This window comes from Pseudomonas sp. C27(2019) (assembly GCF_008807395.1).
Lineage (GTDB): Bacteria > Pseudomonadota > Gammaproteobacteria > Pseudomonadales > Pseudomonadaceae > Denitrificimonas.
Genome location: NZ_CP043320.1, coordinates 403,115 through 420,947 on the forward strand (window position 1 = coordinate 403,115; position 17,833 = coordinate 420,947).

Annotated in this window: 19 protein-coding genes; 14 read left to right on the forward strand and 5 right to left on the reverse strand. The window is 49.1% G+C overall.

Annotated elements, in window-relative coordinates:
* Positions 1-106: 106 nt before the first annotated feature.
* From FXF61_RS01920 to FXF61_RS01935, 4 genes are all read right to left on the reverse strand, one after another.
* Positions 107-1,627 (reverse strand): fumarate hydratase, encoded by a 1,521-nt coding sequence (locus FXF61_RS01920; RefSeq protein WP_151183681.1) that lies wholly within the window; start codon positions 1,625-1,627, stop codon positions 107-109.
* 170 nt (positions 1,628-1,797) lie between these two features.
* On the reverse strand, positions 1,798-2,697 hold the full coding sequence (locus FXF61_RS01925; protein WP_151183682.1) for an acyltransferase: 900 nt from the start codon (positions 2,695-2,697) through the stop codon (positions 1,798-1,800).
* Positions 2,698-2,846: 149 nt separating this feature from the next.
* On the reverse strand, positions 2,847-4,937 hold the full coding sequence (pta, locus tag FXF61_RS01930; protein ID WP_151183683.1) for a phosphate acetyltransferase: 2,091 nt from the start codon (positions 4,935-4,937) through the stop codon (positions 2,847-2,849).
* Positions 4,938-4,954: 17 nt separating this feature from the next.
* Complete coding sequence (locus tag FXF61_RS01935) at positions 4,955-6,148, reverse strand: acetate kinase (protein ID WP_151183684.1); 1,194 nt, start codon at positions 6,146-6,148, stop codon at positions 4,955-4,957.
* Positions 6,149-6,353: 205 nt separating this feature from the next.
* Between FXF61_RS01935 and FXF61_RS01940 the strand changes: the two genes are divergently transcribed.
* From FXF61_RS01940 to FXF61_RS02005, 14 genes are all read left to right on the forward strand, one after another.
* Entirely contained in the window at positions 6,354-6,839 is a 486-nt protein-coding gene (locus FXF61_RS01940; protein ID WP_151183685.1) for a peptidylprolyl isomerase, read from the forward strand.
* Positions 6,840-7,054: 215 nt separating this feature from the next.
* Entirely contained in the window at positions 7,055-7,864 is an 810-nt protein-coding gene (locus tag FXF61_RS01945; RefSeq protein WP_151183686.1) for an ABC transporter ATP-binding protein, read from the forward strand.
* Positions 7,865-8,662, forward strand: coding sequence for a lipid asymmetry maintenance ABC transporter permease subunit MlaE (gene mlaE, locus FXF61_RS01950; RefSeq protein WP_151183687.1), 798 nt, complete (start codon positions 7,865-7,867; stop codon positions 8,660-8,662). It begins immediately after the preceding gene.
* The gene (mlaD, locus tag FXF61_RS01955; protein ID WP_151183688.1) at positions 8,662-9,123 is read left to right on the forward strand and encodes an outer membrane lipid asymmetry maintenance protein MlaD; all 462 of its coding nucleotides are present in this window, start codon (positions 8,662-8,664) and stop codon (positions 9,121-9,123) included. The genes mlaE and mlaD overlap by 1 nt, the downstream gene beginning before the upstream one ends.
* A gap of 5 nt (positions 9,124-9,128) precedes the next feature.
* The gene (locus tag FXF61_RS01960) at positions 9,129-9,761 is read left to right on the forward strand and encodes a phospholipid-binding protein MlaC (protein ID WP_151183689.1); all 633 of its coding nucleotides are present in this window, start codon (positions 9,129-9,131) and stop codon (positions 9,759-9,761) included.
* The gene (locus FXF61_RS01965; protein WP_151183690.1) at positions 9,758-10,090 is read left to right on the forward strand and encodes a lipid asymmetry maintenance protein MlaB; all 333 of its coding nucleotides are present in this window, start codon (positions 9,758-9,760) and stop codon (positions 10,088-10,090) included. The genes FXF61_RS01960 and FXF61_RS01965 overlap by 4 nt, the downstream gene beginning before the upstream one ends.
* Positions 10,091-10,146: 56 nt before the next feature.
* Positions 10,147-10,386 (forward strand): BolA family protein, encoded by a 240-nt coding sequence (locus FXF61_RS01970; RefSeq protein ID WP_151183691.1) that lies wholly within the window; start codon positions 10,147-10,149, stop codon positions 10,384-10,386.
* Positions 10,387-10,406: 20 nt separating this feature from the next.
* Entirely contained in the window at positions 10,407-11,672 is a 1,266-nt protein-coding gene (gene murA / locus FXF61_RS01975) for a UDP-N-acetylglucosamine 1-carboxyvinyltransferase (RefSeq protein ID WP_151183692.1), read from the forward strand.
* 4 nt (positions 11,673-11,676) lie between these two features.
* Positions 11,677-12,306: an ATP phosphoribosyltransferase gene (gene hisG, locus FXF61_RS01980; RefSeq protein ID WP_151183693.1), complete on the forward strand. Its 630-nt coding sequence runs from the start codon at positions 11,677-11,679 to the stop codon at positions 12,304-12,306.
* 131 nt (positions 12,307-12,437) lie between these two features.
* A complete protein-coding gene (gene hisD / locus FXF61_RS01985; protein WP_151183694.1) occupies positions 12,438-13,751 on the forward strand; it encodes a histidinol dehydrogenase in 1,314 nt (437 codons plus the stop codon).
* 93 nt (positions 13,752-13,844) lie between these two features.
* Positions 13,845-14,900, forward strand: coding sequence for a histidinol-phosphate transaminase (gene hisC, locus FXF61_RS01990; protein ID WP_151183695.1), 1,056 nt, complete (start codon positions 13,845-13,847; stop codon positions 14,898-14,900).
* Between the two features lie 49 nt (positions 14,901-14,949).
* The gene (gene orn, locus FXF61_RS01995; protein WP_151183696.1) at positions 14,950-15,492 is read left to right on the forward strand and encodes an oligoribonuclease; all 543 of its coding nucleotides are present in this window, start codon (positions 14,950-14,952) and stop codon (positions 15,490-15,492) included.
* 234 nt (positions 15,493-15,726) lie between these two features.
* Positions 15,727-16,380, forward strand: a complete 654-nt coding sequence (gene erdR, locus FXF61_RS02000) for a response regulator transcription factor ErdR (RefSeq protein ID WP_151183697.1) — start codon at positions 15,727-15,729, stop codon at positions 16,378-16,380.
* Positions 16,381-16,463: 83 nt separating this feature from the next.
* Positions 16,464-16,829, forward strand: coding sequence for a diacylglycerol kinase (locus tag FXF61_RS02005; protein ID WP_151185973.1), 366 nt, complete (start codon positions 16,464-16,466; stop codon positions 16,827-16,829).
* Between the two features lie 16 nt (positions 16,830-16,845).
* Here FXF61_RS02005 and metR read toward each other — a convergent pair whose 3' ends face one another.
* Positions 16,846-17,766: a transcriptional regulator MetR gene (gene metR / locus FXF61_RS02010; RefSeq protein WP_151183698.1), complete on the reverse strand. Its 921-nt coding sequence runs from the start codon at positions 17,764-17,766 to the stop codon at positions 16,846-16,848.
* Between the last annotated feature and the right edge of the window lie 67 nt (positions 17,767-17,833).

Below are 17,833 nucleotides of genomic sequence, written 5' to 3' on the forward strand. Positions count from 1 at the left end.
TGCATACCGCAATATGGGTCTCGGCATCTGTCATAGGGGGGAAATAAAAAGGCCGAGAACTGAGTCTCGGCCTGGTTGCTAGATTAACACAGCGGTTAGGGAATAATTAGATCTCAACCGCTAAGCTGTCAGCAATTTTCTTTTTCCACACGGCAGGGCCGGTGATGTGCACGGATTCACCTAAGGTATCGACAGCAACAGTCACAGGCATGTCCTTAACCTCAAACTCGTAAATGGCTTCCATACCCAGTTCTTCAAAGGCCACTACGCGTGATTTCTTAATGGCTTGCGCAACCAAGTAGGCTGCACCGCCAACGGCCATCAAATACACTGCTTTGTTATCTTTGATGGCTTCAATGGCGATTGGGCCACGCTCAGATTTACCAATCATGCCCAGTAAGCCTGTGCTTTCGAGGATTTGACGGGTGAATTTATCCATACGTGTGGCTGTTGTCGGGCCTGCTGGGCCGACCACTTCTTCACGCACTGGATCAACCGGGCCGACGTAGTAGATAAAGCGACCTTTAAGATCAACCGGTAGTTCTTCACCGTTGTTGAGCATATCAACCATACGCTTATGTGCAGCGTCACGGCCGGTCAGCATTTTACCGTTGAGTAAAACAGTTTCGCCTGGCTTCCAGCTTTGTACGTCTTCTGGCGTTAAAGTGTCGAGGTTAACGCGACGCGCTGAAGGACCCGCCTCCCAAACGATATCTGGGAACGCATCCAAAGGAGGCGCTTCGAGTACTGCAGGGCCAGAGCCATCGAGTACAAAGTGTGCGTGACGTGTGGCCGCGCAGTTTGGAATGATGCACACAGGCAAAGAGGCTGCGTGGGTTGGGTAGTCCATGATTTTAACATCAAGTACAGTGGTTAAGCCGCCTAAGCCTTGCGCACCAATGCCCAACTGATTAACTTTCTCAAACAGCTCTAAGCGCAGCTCTTCAACACGGTTTTGTGCACCACGTGCTTGCAGTTCGTGAATATCAATGGATTCCATCAGTACTTCTTTGGCCATTACCGCGGCTTTTTCTGCGGTGCCGCCAATACCAATACCGAGCATGCCCGGTGGGCACCAGCCTGCGCCCATTTCTGGAACAGTTTTCAGCACCCAGTCAACGATAGAGTCAGATGGGTTGAGCATGGCCATTTTGGCTTTGTTTTCTGAGCCGCCGCCTTTGGCTGCTACATCAAACTCAATCGTGTTACCCGGTACGATAGAGTAATGAATCACTGCTGGGGTGTTGTCTTTGGTGTTGCGTCGGGCACCGGCTGGGTCTGCCAAAATTGAAGCGCGTAGAATGTTATCAGGCAATTTATAAGCCTGACGCACACCTTCGTTGATCATCTCGTCGAGGCTCATGGTCGCGCCGTCCCAACGTACATCCATGCCCACACGAACAAATACAGTCACGATACCGGTGTCTTGGCACAGTGGGCGATGGCCAGTGGCGCTCATGCGTGAGTTAATCAGGATTTGCGCGATGGCATCTTTAGCTGATGCAGACTCTTCACGTAAATAAGCCTCGTGCATGGCTTGAATAAAGTCGAGCGGGTGGTAATAAGAAATAAACTGTAAGGCGTCGGCAACGCTTTGGATCAAATCATCTTGCTTAATAACGGTCATGAAACGCTCCTCTAAAGTGAAGGGAACATCAAGTGCTTTTAACCAGCAGACTCGGTGTGGATGTGCAAACAATGGATGCGCTAAAACAGGCTTAACGCACAGTGCATGTGCTTTTTAAGTCATTAAGTATAGCGCGCATCACGGCCAGACGAACAGTCGCGCGTTATCGACTATGGTGGCAAAAAGGCCGCTAGTGGGTGTTGTTGGTCTTTTTCCAGCCACAGCTGGTTGACCCACTCTTGAAACTCAGCACGGTAGGCCATGTCTTGATCATAGCTTTGCCCAATAAACTGCTTGGGAATCGGCACGACCTTTACACGCATAACAATGTGCTTGATTTGTCCGCTCAGTAAGTCCCAGAGTTTGGGGCGGCCTTCAGGATAATGCAGGGTGACGTTGACCAGGCCGTGTAGCTGCTCGCCCATAGCATCTAGGACAAAGGCGATGCCACCGGCTTTGGGCTTGAGTAAATGCGTAAAGGGAGAGTTCTGCTGGTCATGTTTTTCAGGGGTGAAGCGTGTGCCTTCGAGAAAGTTAAAGACCGATACAGGATTGGTTTTATAACGTTCACAGGCTTTGCGCGTAGTGGCTAGGTCTTGCCCTTGTTTCTCTGGATGCTTTTCTAGGTAGGCTTTGCTGTAGCGTTTCATAAATGGAAACTCCAGCGCCCACCAGCAGAGGCCAATCACCGGCACCCAAATCAATTCCTTTTTTAAAAAGAACTTGAGGAAGGGTAGGCGACGGTTGAACTGGTACTGCAGTACCAAGATATCCACCCAGCTTTGGTGGTTGCTGGTTACCAGCCAAGAATGGGTCATATCGAGCTTTTCTAGGCCTTTAACGTCCCATTTAATCGGTTGCACCAGGCGCATCCAAAATGAATTTACCGAAATCCAAGATTCAGCAATCCAGTGCATAGCAAAGCGCAGGCTGCGTTGCATGGGCGCGAATGGCAAAATTAGTTTTAGGACTGCGAAGAAAAATAGTGGCCAGCACCAAAACAGTGTATTTAGCGCCAGTAATAACGAAGCAAGTATGCCTCTAAATAAAGGAGGGAAACCATGCAACATAGAAGCAATACCTTAGAATAATGCGCTGAGCGCAGCAGAAATAGATGCTGTTTTATGGTTATGGTTATCGTTTCTGCGTAGGAGTGCAAGTACTGCGTGAGACTTTAGAGTCACTGCGAAAGCTGCGGCAGTGACTCTAAATATCGGTGTTACTTAGGCATGTTCGCCGCTTGGATCGCAGTCAGGGCAATGGTGAAGACGATATCGTCAACCAAAGCACCGCGTGACAGATCGTTTACCGGCTTGCGCAGGCCTTGCAGCATTGGGCCAACGCTGATCACGTTAGCGCTGCGCTGTACAGCTTTGTACGTGGTATTACCGGTGTTCAAATCGGGGAAGATAAACACGGTAGCACGACCAGCAACCAAGCTGTCTGGTGCCTTTGAGCGACCAACACTTTCGATACTGGCTGCGTCATATTGCAGTGGGCCGTCAATGGCCAGTTCGGGTTTGATTTCACGTGCAATGCGCGTGGCTTCGCGCACCTTTTCAACTTCAGCACCGGTGCCAGAGTCACCGGTTGAGTAGCTGATCATCGCAACCCTAGGGTCAATACCAAAGGCCTGCGCTGATTCGGCACTTTGCAGTGCGATTTCAGCCAGTTGAGTTGCATCCGGATCAGGGTTCACTGCGCAGTCACCATAGACCAATACTTGATCAGGCAGCAGCATAAAGAATACGGATGACACCAAATTGTAGCCCGGTGCAGTTTTGAGCAGCTGCAAAGCAGGGCGGATGGTGCTGGCAGTGGTGTGTACCGCGCCAGATACCAAACCGTCCACTTCGTCTTCAGCCAGCATCATCGTGGCTAAGACAACAGTGTCTTCCAATTGCACAGCTGCTAATTGTGGTGTCAAACCTTTGCTTTTGCGCAGTTCAACCATCGGTGCAATAAAGCGCTGACGGATGGATGCGGGATCAATGATTTCTAGGTCAGCTGGCAGCTCAATGCCTTGCGCTTTGGCGATGGCATGCACTTCTTCAGGTTTGGCGAGCAGTACGCAGCGAGCAATGCCGCGTTTTTGACAAATAGCCGCTGCTTGAATGGTGCGTGGCTCATTGCCTTCGGGCAGAACAATACGCTTATTAGCAGCTTGTGCGCGCTTAACCAGCTGATGGCGGAATGCAGGCGGTGACAACAACAGCTCGCGCGTGGTTTCGCAACGCGCTGCTAGCCAGTCTTGATCCAAGTAGCCGGCAATGTAGTCAGTGACGGCTTTGGCGCGCTGTGTATCACTGATCGGGATGCCTTTGTATAAGCGCGTCAAGTTATAAGCGGTATCGTATGAGCCCGTTGGCACGCTCATCACTGGTAAAGCGCCTTGCAGTGCACGTTCACCAATATCCATAATGACCGGGTTGGGTGTTAGGTCGCCGGTTAACAGTAAGCCAGCCAGCAGTACGCCGTTCATTTCGGCCAAGCTGGTGGCCAAAATAATATCGTCACGGTCGCCAGGGCATACCACTAATACGCCTGGTTGCAACAAAGGCACAATGTTGGCCACAGTGCGCGAGCATAAAATGACTTTCTGTACGCGACGTTTTGTAATATCACCGGCGTTGTGCACTTTGGCTTTTATCAGCTCAGCAAAGTCGCTGGTGCGCGCATTGTTGAGCTCATCGTTCTTAGCAATGCAGCCAATAAGGTGCAAATCACCTTTGCGCAATGCCGGTAGGTGGCTTTTTAGGCGCTCAACAAAGCCTGCAAGCGGTGCATCTTCGACTTTGTTGATAATGACGCCAAGAACTTTAGGGTCTTTAGTGCCACCAAACAGCTGAGCTTGCATTTCAATGCGGTCTGACAGCTCGTTGAGGTCACCGCTGCTGGGTGCGCTGACAAGAATAACTTCAGCGTCTAAAGTCTTAGCGAGATAGGCGTTGATCCGCTCAGCGTAGTTAGCCTGACGTGATGGCGTCATACCTTCAACGATAATGATGTCGTATTCAGCCTGAATCTGTTGATGCATGCTGACGATTTCTTCCATCAACTCATCGAGCTGGCCATTGCCAATCATGCGCTCAACATAAGCTAAAGACAGTGCTTTGGGTTGGCTAATACCGTGGGTGGCTTGCATCAGTGCGCTTGAGCGCTCTGGGCCAGTATCGTCAGGGTGTGGCTGCGCAATGGGTTTGAAAAAACCAACTTTCAGGCCTGAGCGCAATAAAGCTTGGACAACGCCCAAGCTGATTGAGGATAAACCAACACCGAACCCGGTTGGGGCAAGTAAAAAAGTATGCATGAAGCGGGCGTCCTGTATTAAGCGTTAGCGTCGATCAAAGCCAGTGTTTCAACAGCAATTTGACGTTCTTCGTTGGTCGGAATAACCAGTACACGCGGGTGATTGTCAGCACTGATAATGCCGCCTTGCCCACGAATACACTTCAAGTTTGCTGCATCGTCAAGTTTGAAGTTGAGTAAGCGCATGTAATCTAGAGTCTTACTGCGTACAAGACTGGCGTTTTCACCAATACCGCCGGTGAAGATTAGACCATCTAATTTAGGTAGGGCGCAGCCCATACCGGCCAGGGACTTGGCTAAGCGGTAGCAAAACACTTCAATTGCTAGGGTGGCGCGTTCATCACCTTTTTCGCGAGCTTCAATCAGGGTGCGCATATCATTAGATAAGCCAGAGAGGCCTAACAGGCCGCTTTCTTTAGTCAGCATGGTTTCAACACGCTGAGCATCCCAACCTAGCGTACGTGCTAGGTGATTGTGTAGGCTTGGATCAACATCACCACTGCGAGTGCCCATGACTAAGCCTTCCAGCGGTGTTAAACCCATGCTGGTATCTAGGCTTTCGCCGTTAACAACAGCGGCAGTCGAGCAGCCGTTACCAAGGTGAGCGGTAAGCCAGCAGCTGTCTTCTACCGGCAAGCCAGTCATTTCAGCAGCTTTACGGCTGACATACATATGGCTGGTGCCGTGGAAACCATAGCGACGCACATGGTGATCAGTGTACAGGTGCTCAGGCACCGCATAACGATAAGCATGGGGCGGCATGGTTTGGTGGAAAGCAGTATCAAACACGGCAACGTGGGGTAACTCAGGGTACAGATCCATAGCCGCTTCAATACCAATCAATCCGGCAGGGTTGTGCAATGGAGCGAGTACTGCTGCGCGACGAACCACGTCAATCACTTCGGGGCTTAGCGATGAAGCTTCAGTAAAGTGTGCGCCACCATGGACCACACGGTGACCGATGCCTGTTAATTTACCGTCGCTGGCTTTTTGCACTAAAGGTAATAAGCGTGCAAAGGCGGCTAGGTGATCAGCGCCGTCTAACAAAGTGGTATGCTTTTCACCGTCCAGTTCCCAGTTCAAAACCGCATCGCTGCTGCCTAAGCGTTCTGCAAGTCCTTGGATAAGAAATTCTTCACTGTCTTCGTTAACCAGTGCAAATTTAATAGACGAACTACCGCTGTTGATAACCAATATATTTCGAGACGACATTGAAGATCCTTTTGATATAAATAGAAAGTCGGATGCGGTCTAAATGCGTTGCACAGTGACCGTATCATTTAGAAGTTACCCTAATCTTCATGTGCTAGATGGAGTCAGGTCAAGTTAGCATTGGTCTATTTAATCTAAAGTCGCATTACGTCACAGGTGCAGGTAAACTTTCGCACTCATTCAATTTTATTAAGGTTTTTATTTTATGCTGATCGCCAATCAACACGTTGTCGCCATTGACTACACGCTCAGTAACAACGCTGGTGAAGTGATTGACAGCTCTGAAGGCGCAGAGCCGTTGGTCTATTTGCATGGTGCAGGCAATATTATTGCTGGTTTAGAGAACGCATTAACGGGTAAAGCAGTTGGCGACGAGTTAGACGTCAGTATCGAGCCCGAGGATGCGTACGGTGAGTACAGCGCAGAGCTGATCACTAATATCGGTCGTGAAATGTTTGAAGGCGTTGATGCGCTAGAAGTAGGTATGCAGTTTCATGCCTCTGCTCCCGATGGTGGTATGCAGATTGTTACCATCCGTGAAATCGAAGGTGAGCAAGTCACTATTGATGGCAACCACCCATTGGCCGGTCAGCAGCTTAACTTTAAAGTTAAGGTCGTTGATGTTCGCGCTGCAAGCGAAGAAGAAGTTGCGCATGGCCATGTACACGGTGAGGGCGGTCATCAGCATTGATTGCTAAACTGAGTGCGTAACTATCAACAAAGGCACTTTAAAGTGCCTTTGTTGTTTATAACCACTGTATAGAAGATAGGCGGTTCTGAGTGGCAGTTTCTTTTCTCTATTGGGTGTCTGCTCTGACAATGCTATATTGCGCTGCTTGTTGTGTGCGCGATGATCAATAGATGTTTGATGTTCCAACAAATTAATCTTATTTAGCGGGAGTTTACATGTCGGCTGACGATACTTTCGCCGTAGAACTTAAAGGCCTGACGTTTCGGCGTGGCTCACGGAAGATTTTCGATAAGGTCGATATCCATTTTCCGCGAGGCAAAGTTACTGGCGTGATGGGCCCGTCTGGTTGCGGTAAAACGACCTTGTTACGCCTGATGGCAGCCCAGCTTAAACCTGAGCAAGGTGAAGTCTGGGTGAATGGCCAAAACTTACCAAGTCTATCGCGCGCTGCGTTGTTCGACATGCGCAAGCAGTTTGGCGTTTTGTTCCAAAGTGGTGCGTTATTTACCGATCTAAATGTGTTTGAGAATGTCGCCTTTCCATTACGCGTGCACACAAAACTGCCCGATGAAATGATTCGTGACATTGTTTTAATGAAGCTGCAAGCTGTGGGCTTGCGCGGGGCGATTGATTTAATGCCTGATGAGCTGTCAGGTGGTATGAAGCGCCGCGTGGCCTTGGCCCGAGCGATTGCTTTGGATCCGGATATTTTATTGTATGACGAGCCGTTTGTTGGCCAAGACCCGATTGCTAAAGGCGTACTCGTGCGATTGATTCGTTTGCTTAACGATGCCTTGGGTATCACCAGCGTGGTGGTCTCGCATGACTTGGCAGAAACGGCGAGTATTTCTGATTATTTGTATGTCATAGGGGATGGGCAGGTCTTGGGTCAGGGGCAGCCTGATGATTTGATGAATTCAGATAATCCGCGCATTCGTCAGTTTATGCAGGGTATTCCTGATGGTCCGGTGCCGTTCCACGTTGAAGCGCCTGACTATCGTGACGACTTATTAGGGGGTCGCTAAATGGCGCGTCAGTCGTTATTGGATCGTATTGCATTATTCGGCCGCTCTGGCTTGGATGTTGTGCAGGCAATGGGGCGATCACTGATTTTTTTATGGCATGTGTTAATCGGTCGTGGCGGTGCGGGCACAGGTCTACACTTGCTGGTAAAACAATTGTATTCAGTGGGCGTCTTGTCCTTAGCGATTATTATTGTCTCAGGCCTGTTTATTGGCATGGTGTTGGCGCTACAGGGCTATAGTATTTTGGTCGACTTTGGCTCTGAGCAAGCGGTGGGGCAGATGGTTGCTTTGACCTTGCTGCGCGAGTTAGGGCCAGTGGTTACCGCGCTGCTGTTTGCTGGGCGTGCCGGGTCAGCTTTAACTGCTGAGATTGGCAATATGAAATCCACTGAACAACTGTCGAGTCTTGAGATGATTGGTGTTGATCCGCTCAAGTACATTATTGCACCACGCCTTTGGGCTGGCTTTATCTCAATGCCTTTATTGGCAGCGATTTTCTCTGTGGTCGGCATTTGGGGCGGTGCGATGGTTGCCGTGGATTGGCTGGGCGTGTATGACGGCTCATATTGGGGCAATATGATCAACAGTGTCGACTTTTACGATGATGTGCTCAATGGTGTAATTAAAAGTGTGGTGTTTGCCTTTGTGGTGACTTGGATAGCAGTGTTCCAAGGCTATGATTGCGAGCCAACCTCTGAAGGTATCAGTCGTGCCACGACGCGCACAGTGGTGTATGCCTCGTTAGCGGTTCTGGGTTTGGACTTTATTTTGACTGCTTTAATGTTTGGAGATTTCTGATGCGAATCCGTGCCGTAGAGATTAGTGTAGGCGTGTTTTTATTGGTGGGTATTCTCGCGTTATTGTTATTGGCGCTTAGGGTCAGTGGTTTAACCATGGCCAGCAGTACCGACACCTATAAGTTAACTGCGCATTTTGACAATATTGCCGGCTTGACCACGCGTGCTAAAGTGACAATGGCTGGGGTGACTGTGGGTAAAGTGGTGAGTATAGATTTTGATACCGAAACCTATACGGGTAAGGTCGTAATGGAAGTGCAGCGCCGAGTAGATAACTTACCGACGGATACTACTGCATCCATTTTAACTGCGGGTTTGTTAGGTGAGAAATACATTAGCTTTAGCGTCGGTGGCGAAGAGGATGTGTTAGTCGACGGCGATATAATTTATGACACACAATCCTCTTTGGTACTTGAAGAGTTGATTGGTAAGTTTCTAATGAACACAGTTAATCAGGAATAATTGTTATGTTGGCAAAGTTACGTTATGGGTTTTTATGTGCTCTGTTGGCATTTAGCGGGCTGAGCGCCGCAGCAACGGATGCGCGTACCGTGGTGGAGCAAACGACTCAAGAGCTGCTTGGCGATCTAGCTGCTAATAAAGAGCTGTACCGCGCTGACCCGACAGCTTTTTATAATGCGATGGATAACATCTTAGGTGACGTGGTTGATGCTGATGGCATTTCTCGAAGCGTCATGACTGTGCGTTATTCACGTCGCGCCACGCCAGAACAGATGCAGCGCTTTCAAGAGAACTTTAAGCGCAGTTTGATGCAGTTCTATGGCAATGCATTGCTTGAGTACGACAATCAGGGCATTCGTGTATTGCCCAATGAGATAGCTCAAGGTGATAATCGCAGCGAAGTGCGCATGGAAGTCACAGATCAAAAAGGTGTGATTTATCCAGTGTCCTATACCATGGTTAAAATCAATAATCAGTGGCGCATGCGTAATGTGATTATTAATGGAATTAATTTAGGCAAATTGTTCCGTGATCAATTTGCCGAAGCAATGCAGCGTAATGCGCAAGACTTGGATCGCGTCATTGATACTTGGGTTGATACGGTAGCTAAAACACGCGCTGCTCAGGAGGGGGCGTGAGTAAGGCGAGTGTGAGTTTTGACCCAGCCGGTATTGTCTACATTAAAGGCATCTTAGACCATGAAAGCGGCCCGCTTTTACGAGAGCAAGGTCAGGCTTTGATTCGTGAGAGTGCCAGTAAAAGCATACAACTGAATTGCGCTGAAGTGGAAAAGTCGAGCAGTGTTGGCTTGGCCTTGCTGTTGGCCTTTATGCGTGATGGACAGCAATACGGGAAAACAATTGAATTGGTTCAATTGCCTGATGATATGCGCAAAATTGCTCACGTATGTGGCTTGACTGAGATTCTCGGTCTTAAGCCCCACGATGTTGAAAACAATACATATTGAATAAATGCTAATAAAGCGGCCGCAAAAAATGCTGGCTGCTGTTAAAGAGGTTAATTATGCAAGCTGTAGCAGTAAAACAATTGTTAGAAGAAAAGTTACCCAATGCTTATGTAGAAGTAGAAGGCGAAGGCTGCAATTTCCAGCTCAATATTGTCTGCGATGATTTAGCGGCGTTAGGTCCTCTTAAGCGTCAGCAAGCAGTTAATGCAGTGTTAAGTGATTGGATTGCCAATGGCAGTATTCATGCGGTGACGATGAAATTCTATACTCGCACGGCTTGGGCCGAACGCTCTTAAAGCAACCAAACGAGACTCTAATGGATAAGCTAATTATTACTGGGGGTCACCGCTTAGACGGTGAAATCCGTATCTCAGGCGCAAAAAACGCTGCGTTACCGATTCTTGCAGCAACTTTATTGGCTAGCGCGCCTGTGACAGTGTGCAATTTACCGCACCTGCACGACATCACCACGATGATTGAGTTGTTTGGTCGTATGGGTATTGAGCCCGTTATTGATGAAAAACTCAGCGTAGAAATTGATCCGCGCACCATTAAAACATTAGTTGCGCCCTATGATTTAGTAAAGACCATGCGCGCCTCTATTCTAGTGTTAGGGCCTATGGTGGCACACTTTGGTCAAGCTGAAGTGGCCTTGCCTGGTGGTTGTGCGATTGGTTCGCGCCCAGTCGATTTACACATTCGCGGTTTAGAAGCCTTGGGTGCCGAAATTACTGTTGAAGATGGTTATATTAAAGCTAAAGCGCCTGAGGGCGGCTTACGCGGCGGTAACTTCTTCTTTGATATTGTCAGTGTGACCGGCACTGAAAATATCCTTATGGCGGCAACCTTAGCCAAAGGCCGTACCACCCTAGAGAACGCAGCGCGTGAGCCAGAAATTGTTGATTTGGCCAATTGCTTAATCGCTATGGGCGCAAAAATTCAAGGGGCGGGGACCGACACTATTATTATTGATGGTGTGGAAAAGCTCGGTGGCGCGCGCTATGTAGTGATGCCAGACCGTATTGAAACCGGGACGTATTTAGTTGCTGCAGCAGTGACCGGTGGTCGCGTTAAATTAAAAGATACCGATCCAACCATTCTTGAGGCTGTGCTATCTAAGCTGCAAGAGGCAGGTGCAGAAATCACGAGCGGTGAAGATTGGATTGAGCTGAACATGCACGGCAAGCGTCCTACGGCAGTGAATGTACGTACCGCGCCATACCCCGCTTTCCCTACCGACATGCAAGCGCAGTTTATTGCTTTAAATGCGCTGGCTGAAGGCACAGGTACCGTGATTGAAACCATCTTTGAAAACCGCTTTATGCACGCATTAGAAATGCAGCGCATGGGTGCGAAAATTCAAATTGAAGGCAACACCGCGATTGTTACAGGTATCCCGCAGCTTAAAGCCGCGCCAGTGATGGCCACTGACCTGCGCGCCTCAGCTAGCTTGGTGATTGCTGCGCTGATGGCTGAGGGGGACACCCTAATTGACCGCATTTATCACATTGATCGCGGTTACGAATGTATTGAGGAAAAGATGCAGCTCCTTGGTGCGAAAATTCGCCGAGTTCCGGGCTAGATTTATGTTAACTATTGCACTGTCAAAAGGTCGAATCTTAGACGATACCCTGCCGTTGCTAGAACAAGCCGGTATTGTTCCGACCGAAGATCCAGAAAAAAGCCGCAAGCTGATTATTCCTACCACGCGCGATGATGTGCGTTTGCTGATCGTGCGCGCCACCGATGTGCCCACTTATGTAGAGCTGGGTGCTGCGGACTTAGGTGTAGCCGGTAAAGATGTATTGCTTGAGTATGGTGGTCAAGGTTTATATGAGCCGCTTGACTTACAGATTGCTAAATGCAAATTGATGACTGCCGGTCCAGTGGATACACCAGAGCCAAGCGGTCGTTTGCGCGTGGCCACCAAGTTCGTCAATGTTGCCAAGCGCTACTATGCTGAGCAAGGTCGTCAGGTTGATATCATTAAGCTGTACGGCTCGATGGAGCTGGCGCCGTTAGTCGGGCTTGCTGATAAAATCATTGATGTGGTGGATACGGGTAATACCTTGCGTGCCAATGGTTTAGAGCCGCAAGAGTTGATCGCACACATCAGTTCACGTTTGATCGTCAACCGTGCTTCGATGAAAATGAAGCACGCAGATATTCAAGCGCTGATTGATACGCTAAGTGTTGCGGTAGGCGCACGACACTGATTGTAAAGTGTACCGGTGTGCACCCTGATGCACGCCGCCTATCTGCGTCATAGCCGAATTGATCGGGTGCCCGCGCAGAAGGATTGCTAGTCTGATGGCGCCCGAGTGCTTTTTTAATATTGAGGCCCGCTATGACTGCCGCGACTATTGTTCGACGTTTAAATGCCCAAGATGAAGATTTTAACAGCCAGCTTGATCAACTGTTAAGCTGGGAAAGTGTGTCAGACGCTGATATTAATCTGCGCGTACTGGACATCATTGCTAATGTTCGCAGCCGCGGTGATGCAGCGCTGATCGATTACACTCGCCAGTTTGATGGCCTAGATGTCGCGCAGATGAGTGATTTGATTCTGCCGCGCGAGCGCCTTGAATTAGCCCTCACGCGTATCACGCCTGAGCAACGCACAGCGTTAGAAACAGCTGCACGTCGCGTACGCGAGTATCACCAGCATCAAGTGCAGGACTCATGGCGCTATACCGAAGCTGACGGTACAGTACTGGGCCAAAAAGTCACGCCGCTCGATCGTGCAGGTCTTTATGTACCAGGCGGTAAAGCCTCGTATCCCTCATCGGTTTTAATGAATGCCATTCCTGCGAAAGTGGCTGGCGTTGCTGAAGTGGTGATGGTGGTACCAACCCCGCGTGGAGAAATCAACGAATTGGTGCTGGCTGCTGCTGCGATTGCAGGTGTTGATCGCGTGTTTACCATTGGTGGCGCGCAAGCTGTGGCAGCACTGGCTTACGGCACAGAAAGCGTGCCGCCAGTGGATAAAATTGTTGGACCAGGCAATATCTATGTTGCCACCGCCAAGCGCCACGTGTTCGGTAAAGTCGGCATTGATATGATTGCCGGTCCTTCCGAGATCCTTGTGATCTGTGACGGCAAAACTGATCCTGATTGGATTGCTATGGATCTGTTCTCGCAAGCCGAGCACGATGAAGACGCACAATCAATTTTACTCAGCCCTGATGCAGACTTCTTAGAGCGTGTTGAACAAAGCATGCAACGCTTATTGCCAACCCTAGAGCGTGAAGCCATTGCGCGCGTTTCAATGCGTGAGCGCGGTGCTTTAATTCTTGTTGCTGATATGGCGCAAGCAATCGACGTGGCCAATCGCATTGCGCCAGAGCACTTGGAGCTATCGGTGGAAAACCCAGATGAGTTACTGCCGCAGATTCGACATGCTGGCGCGATCTTTATGGGCCGTTACACAGCTGAAGCCTTGGGTGATTATTGCGCAGGGCCCAACCACGTGTTGCCAACCTCGGGCACCGCACGGTTTTCATCGCCGTTAGGCGTGTATGATTTTCAGAAGCGTTCCTCGATTATTTACTGCAGCCCAGCAGGTGCCTCAGAACTGGGTAAAGTTGCCTCGGTACTCGCCCGTGGTGAATCGTTAACCGCGCACGCGCGTTCAGCAGAATATCGTATTAAAACCGATTAGAACGATAGAGTATCAGCTGCCAAAGTAAGCGCTGATCGAGCATTTAAATCGTTGCCTAGGCGCAGCGATTGACTCAGTTTAGGAGTGCAATACGTGAGTAAGTTTTGGAGTCCTTTTGTTAAAAACCTAGTGCCGTATGTGCCGGGTGAGCAGCCGAAGATTGAGCGTTTAATTAAGCTCAACACCAACGAAAATCCCTATGGGCCATCGCCTAAAGCCATTGCTGCGATGCAAGCACAAATCAGCGATGATTTGCGTTTGTACCCCGACCCTAATTGTGATCTTCTTAAGAAGGCAGTTGCAGACTATTATTCGGTTGGTCCGCAATATGTATTTGTTGGTAATGGCTCCGATGAAGTATTGGCGCATGCGTTTCATGGCTTGTTTCAGCACGACAAACCCTTGCTGTTTCCCGACATCAGCTACAGTTTTTATCCGGTCTATTGCGGCTTATACGGCATTGAGCAACAGCCAGTGCCGCTGGATGATGACTTTCAAATTTGCGCTGAAGACTACCAACAGCCCAATGGTGGGATTATCTTCCCGAACCCGAATGCGCCAACCGGTTGCTTGTTAGAGCTCGATAAGATTGAGCAGATTGTAAAAGCCAACCCCGACTCAGTGGTGCTGGTGGATGAGGCCTATATTGATTTTGGTGGCGATTCTGCAATCAGCCTAGTGAAGAAGTACGACAACGTGCTGGTCACGCAAACACTCTCCAAATCACGCTCTTTAGCAGGCTTGCGTGTTGGTATTGCGGTTGGTCATCCCGATTTGATTGAAGGCTTAGAGCGCATCAAAAACAGCTTTAACTCCTATCCGCTCGACCGCGCCGCTATTGCTGGCGCAGCAGCCGCTTTTGCGGATGCCGATCACTTTCACAATACGCGCAATAAAGTGATTGCTAGCCGTGAGTGGGTGACTGAAGCCTTGACTGCATTGGGTTTTGAAGTGTTGCCCTCAGCAGCTAACTTTGTCTTTGCGCGCCATAGCAGCCGTGATGGCCAAGAGCTGGCTGCGCAATTACGTGAGCAGGGTGTATTGGTGCGCCATTTTAAACAACCACGTATTGACCAGTTTTTACGCATAAGCATCGGCACCGAAGAGCAAAATCAAAGATTAATTGATGCGTTGAAGCGTTGCATCTAACGAGCAGAGCTTCACAGGCATAAGACACTTAATAACCCTGAGGTGAGCCATGTATAGTGCACAAAATTTAATTTGGATCGACTTAGAAATGACCGGGTTGGATACCGATAATGACCTGATCATTGAAATGGCCACTATTGTTACAGATAGTCAGCTTAATATTCTTGCTGAAGGCCCTGTGCTGGCAATACATCAATCAGATGAGGTGTTGGCTGGCATGGACGAGTGGAATACTCGCCAGCATGGTGGTAGCGGCTTAACCCAGCGTGTACGTGACAGCCGTATCACTGAAGCAGAAGGTGAGGCACAGACCATCGCCTTCTTAGAAAAATGGGTGCCAGCCAATACCTCGCCGATGTGTGGTAACAGTATTTGCCAAGATCGTCGTTTTTTGCACCGCCATATGCCCAAGTTAGAAGCTTATTTTCATTACCGTAATCTCGATGTCTCAACGGTCAAGGAGTTAGCAGCACGCTGGGCACCGGAGATTCGTGATGGTTTTAAAAAAGGCGAAGTACATTTAGCGCTGGCTGATATTCAAGATTCAATTGCTGAATTGCAATATTATCGCAAGCATTTTATTCGATACTAATGGGTTTGCGCTGTATTTTCGGGTAAATTCGGAATTTTGTGATCAACATAAGACCTTTGGCTAGGTTTTATGTACTATAGTCCTAATTTGTAAGACAAAACTCATCAGAACATGCTGCTTGTGAGTGCTTGCGTAGACGTGAGGGCGGAATTTTATGGTTTTTTATGTGACCGTTCATCCATGGATCAGCAAGTCGCACAGCGCCACTATATTCAAGACACAGGATCCTAAATAATGGCTGCCTATGAAATATTGATTGCAGACGATCACCCTTTATTTCGCAGTGCGCTGCGTCAAGCCCTAACACTTAGTTTGGGCAATAATGTGCGTTTAGTTGAAGCTGAAAATATTGCGGAATTAGAAACGAACCTGCAAGAAAAATCAGATTGGGATTTGGTGCTACTGGATTTAAATATGCCAGGCGCCCATGGCTTTTCTGGGCTGGTGTTATTGCGTGGGCAATATCCACAGATTCCAGTGGTGATGATTTCAGCGCAAGAAGAATCAATGATCATGGCACGTTCACGTGAGTTTGGTGCCAGCGGTTTTATCCCGAAATCCAGCGCTCTGGAAGATATTCAAAAAGCAGTACAAGTGGTGCTTGATGGTGATGTCTGGTGGCCGGCACAAACGGCCGCTACAGCTGCAGTTACCGCTGAAGAAAAAGCGGCTAGCGCAGGTTTGGCCAGCTTAACTCCGCAACAGTTTCGTGTTCTGACCATGGTTTGTGATGGCTTGCTCAACAAACAAATTGCCTACGACTTAAATGTGTCTGAAGCAACGGTTAAAGCGCATGTAACGGCAATCTTCCGTAAGCTCAATGTGCGTACCCGTACTCAAGCTGCATTGCTATTGCAGCAGATGGAATCGATTCCACAGAGCGAGTAAAGCGCTCTATCTGCTAGTGTGATGTTGGCAAGGACGCCATGCTGCTGAAACCTTTGTTGCTTGATCTCGTCATCAAGGTATTTATGTCGCCATTTAAAGGCCGTTCGGGTGTACGCCGTATCATTCATGCTGCCGGCTATTCGTTGGCTGGTTTGCGCGTCGCCTTTGTTGGTGAAGCCGCTTTTCGTCAGCTGCTATTGCTCAATATCATCTTAATTCCCACCAGTTTTTTCTTGCCGGTCACTCGTAGTGAGCATGCGCTGATGGTCGCAGTGTGCTTGCTGTCGCTAATTATCGAACTGTTTAACTCAGCTATTGAAGCAACGATTGATCGAATTTCTTTAGAGCGTCATCCGCTGTCTAAAAATGCCAAAGATATGGGCAGTGCTGCGCAGATGGTCGGCATGATAATGATTGCAGCGGTCTGGGCTATTATTTTGCTTGGCTAAGCATGGTTATCTAGCATTACTCTTTTACTGCGCTGACTCCAGCGAGCGTGGCAAAGGACGTGTCTTTCGCAGTCAGCAAGAAGTCTTTCATAAAGGCAGCGTCGAGCATGTCGGTACGCACTGCTGCATACAGCGTTGAAAACAAACCTTCCTCACCTAAACGACGGGCGCTGACATAGCCTTTTGAGCTGTATTCATGCATTGCCCAGTTCGGTAAGCAGCACACACCTCGGCCGCTGGCCACCAACTGCATCATCATCACCGTTAGCTCAGATGTGCGTACTTGTGCCGGTTCAATATCGGCAGGCTCTAGAAAGTGATTGAAAATATCTAAGCGGTCATGCTCGACAGGGTAGATGATCAGTGTTTCTTCACGTAAATCTTCGGGCTCAATATAGGCTTTCTGCGCCAGCGGGTGCTGCTTTGCCACGGCGAGTAAGGCTTCATAGGCGAACAAGGGAATGTAGCTGATACCGGTCAGTTCAATCGGATCAGCCGTCACCACTAAATCTAAGTCACCACGCGCCAGCGCGGGCAGCGGTGCAAAAGAAAAGCCTGAGGCTAAATCCAACTCCACTTCCGGCCAGGCATCACGAAACTGATCAATGGTCGGCATCAGCCACTGAAAGCAGCTGTGGCACTCAATGGCCATATGCAAACGACCCGCTGAACCACCTTGCAGGCGGGCAATATCCCGCTCTGCACTGCGCATCAGCGGTAACACCTCATCGGCCAACCTGAGCAAACGTAATCCGGCACTGGTAAAGCGCACCGGTTTGGTTTTGCGTACAAACAATGGCATATCAAGACGGTCTTCCATCTCTTTAAACTGGTGCGATAAGGCCGACTGGGTGAGATGCAGGCGCTCGGCAGCATCCACTAAACTGCCTGCATCACGCAAGGCGGCCAGTGTTTTTAAATGGCGGATGTCCAGCATGAAAAAATCCTTAAGCTATCAATTAAATCTCAATATGAGAAAAACTGTTGATGATCAGTAATATTTT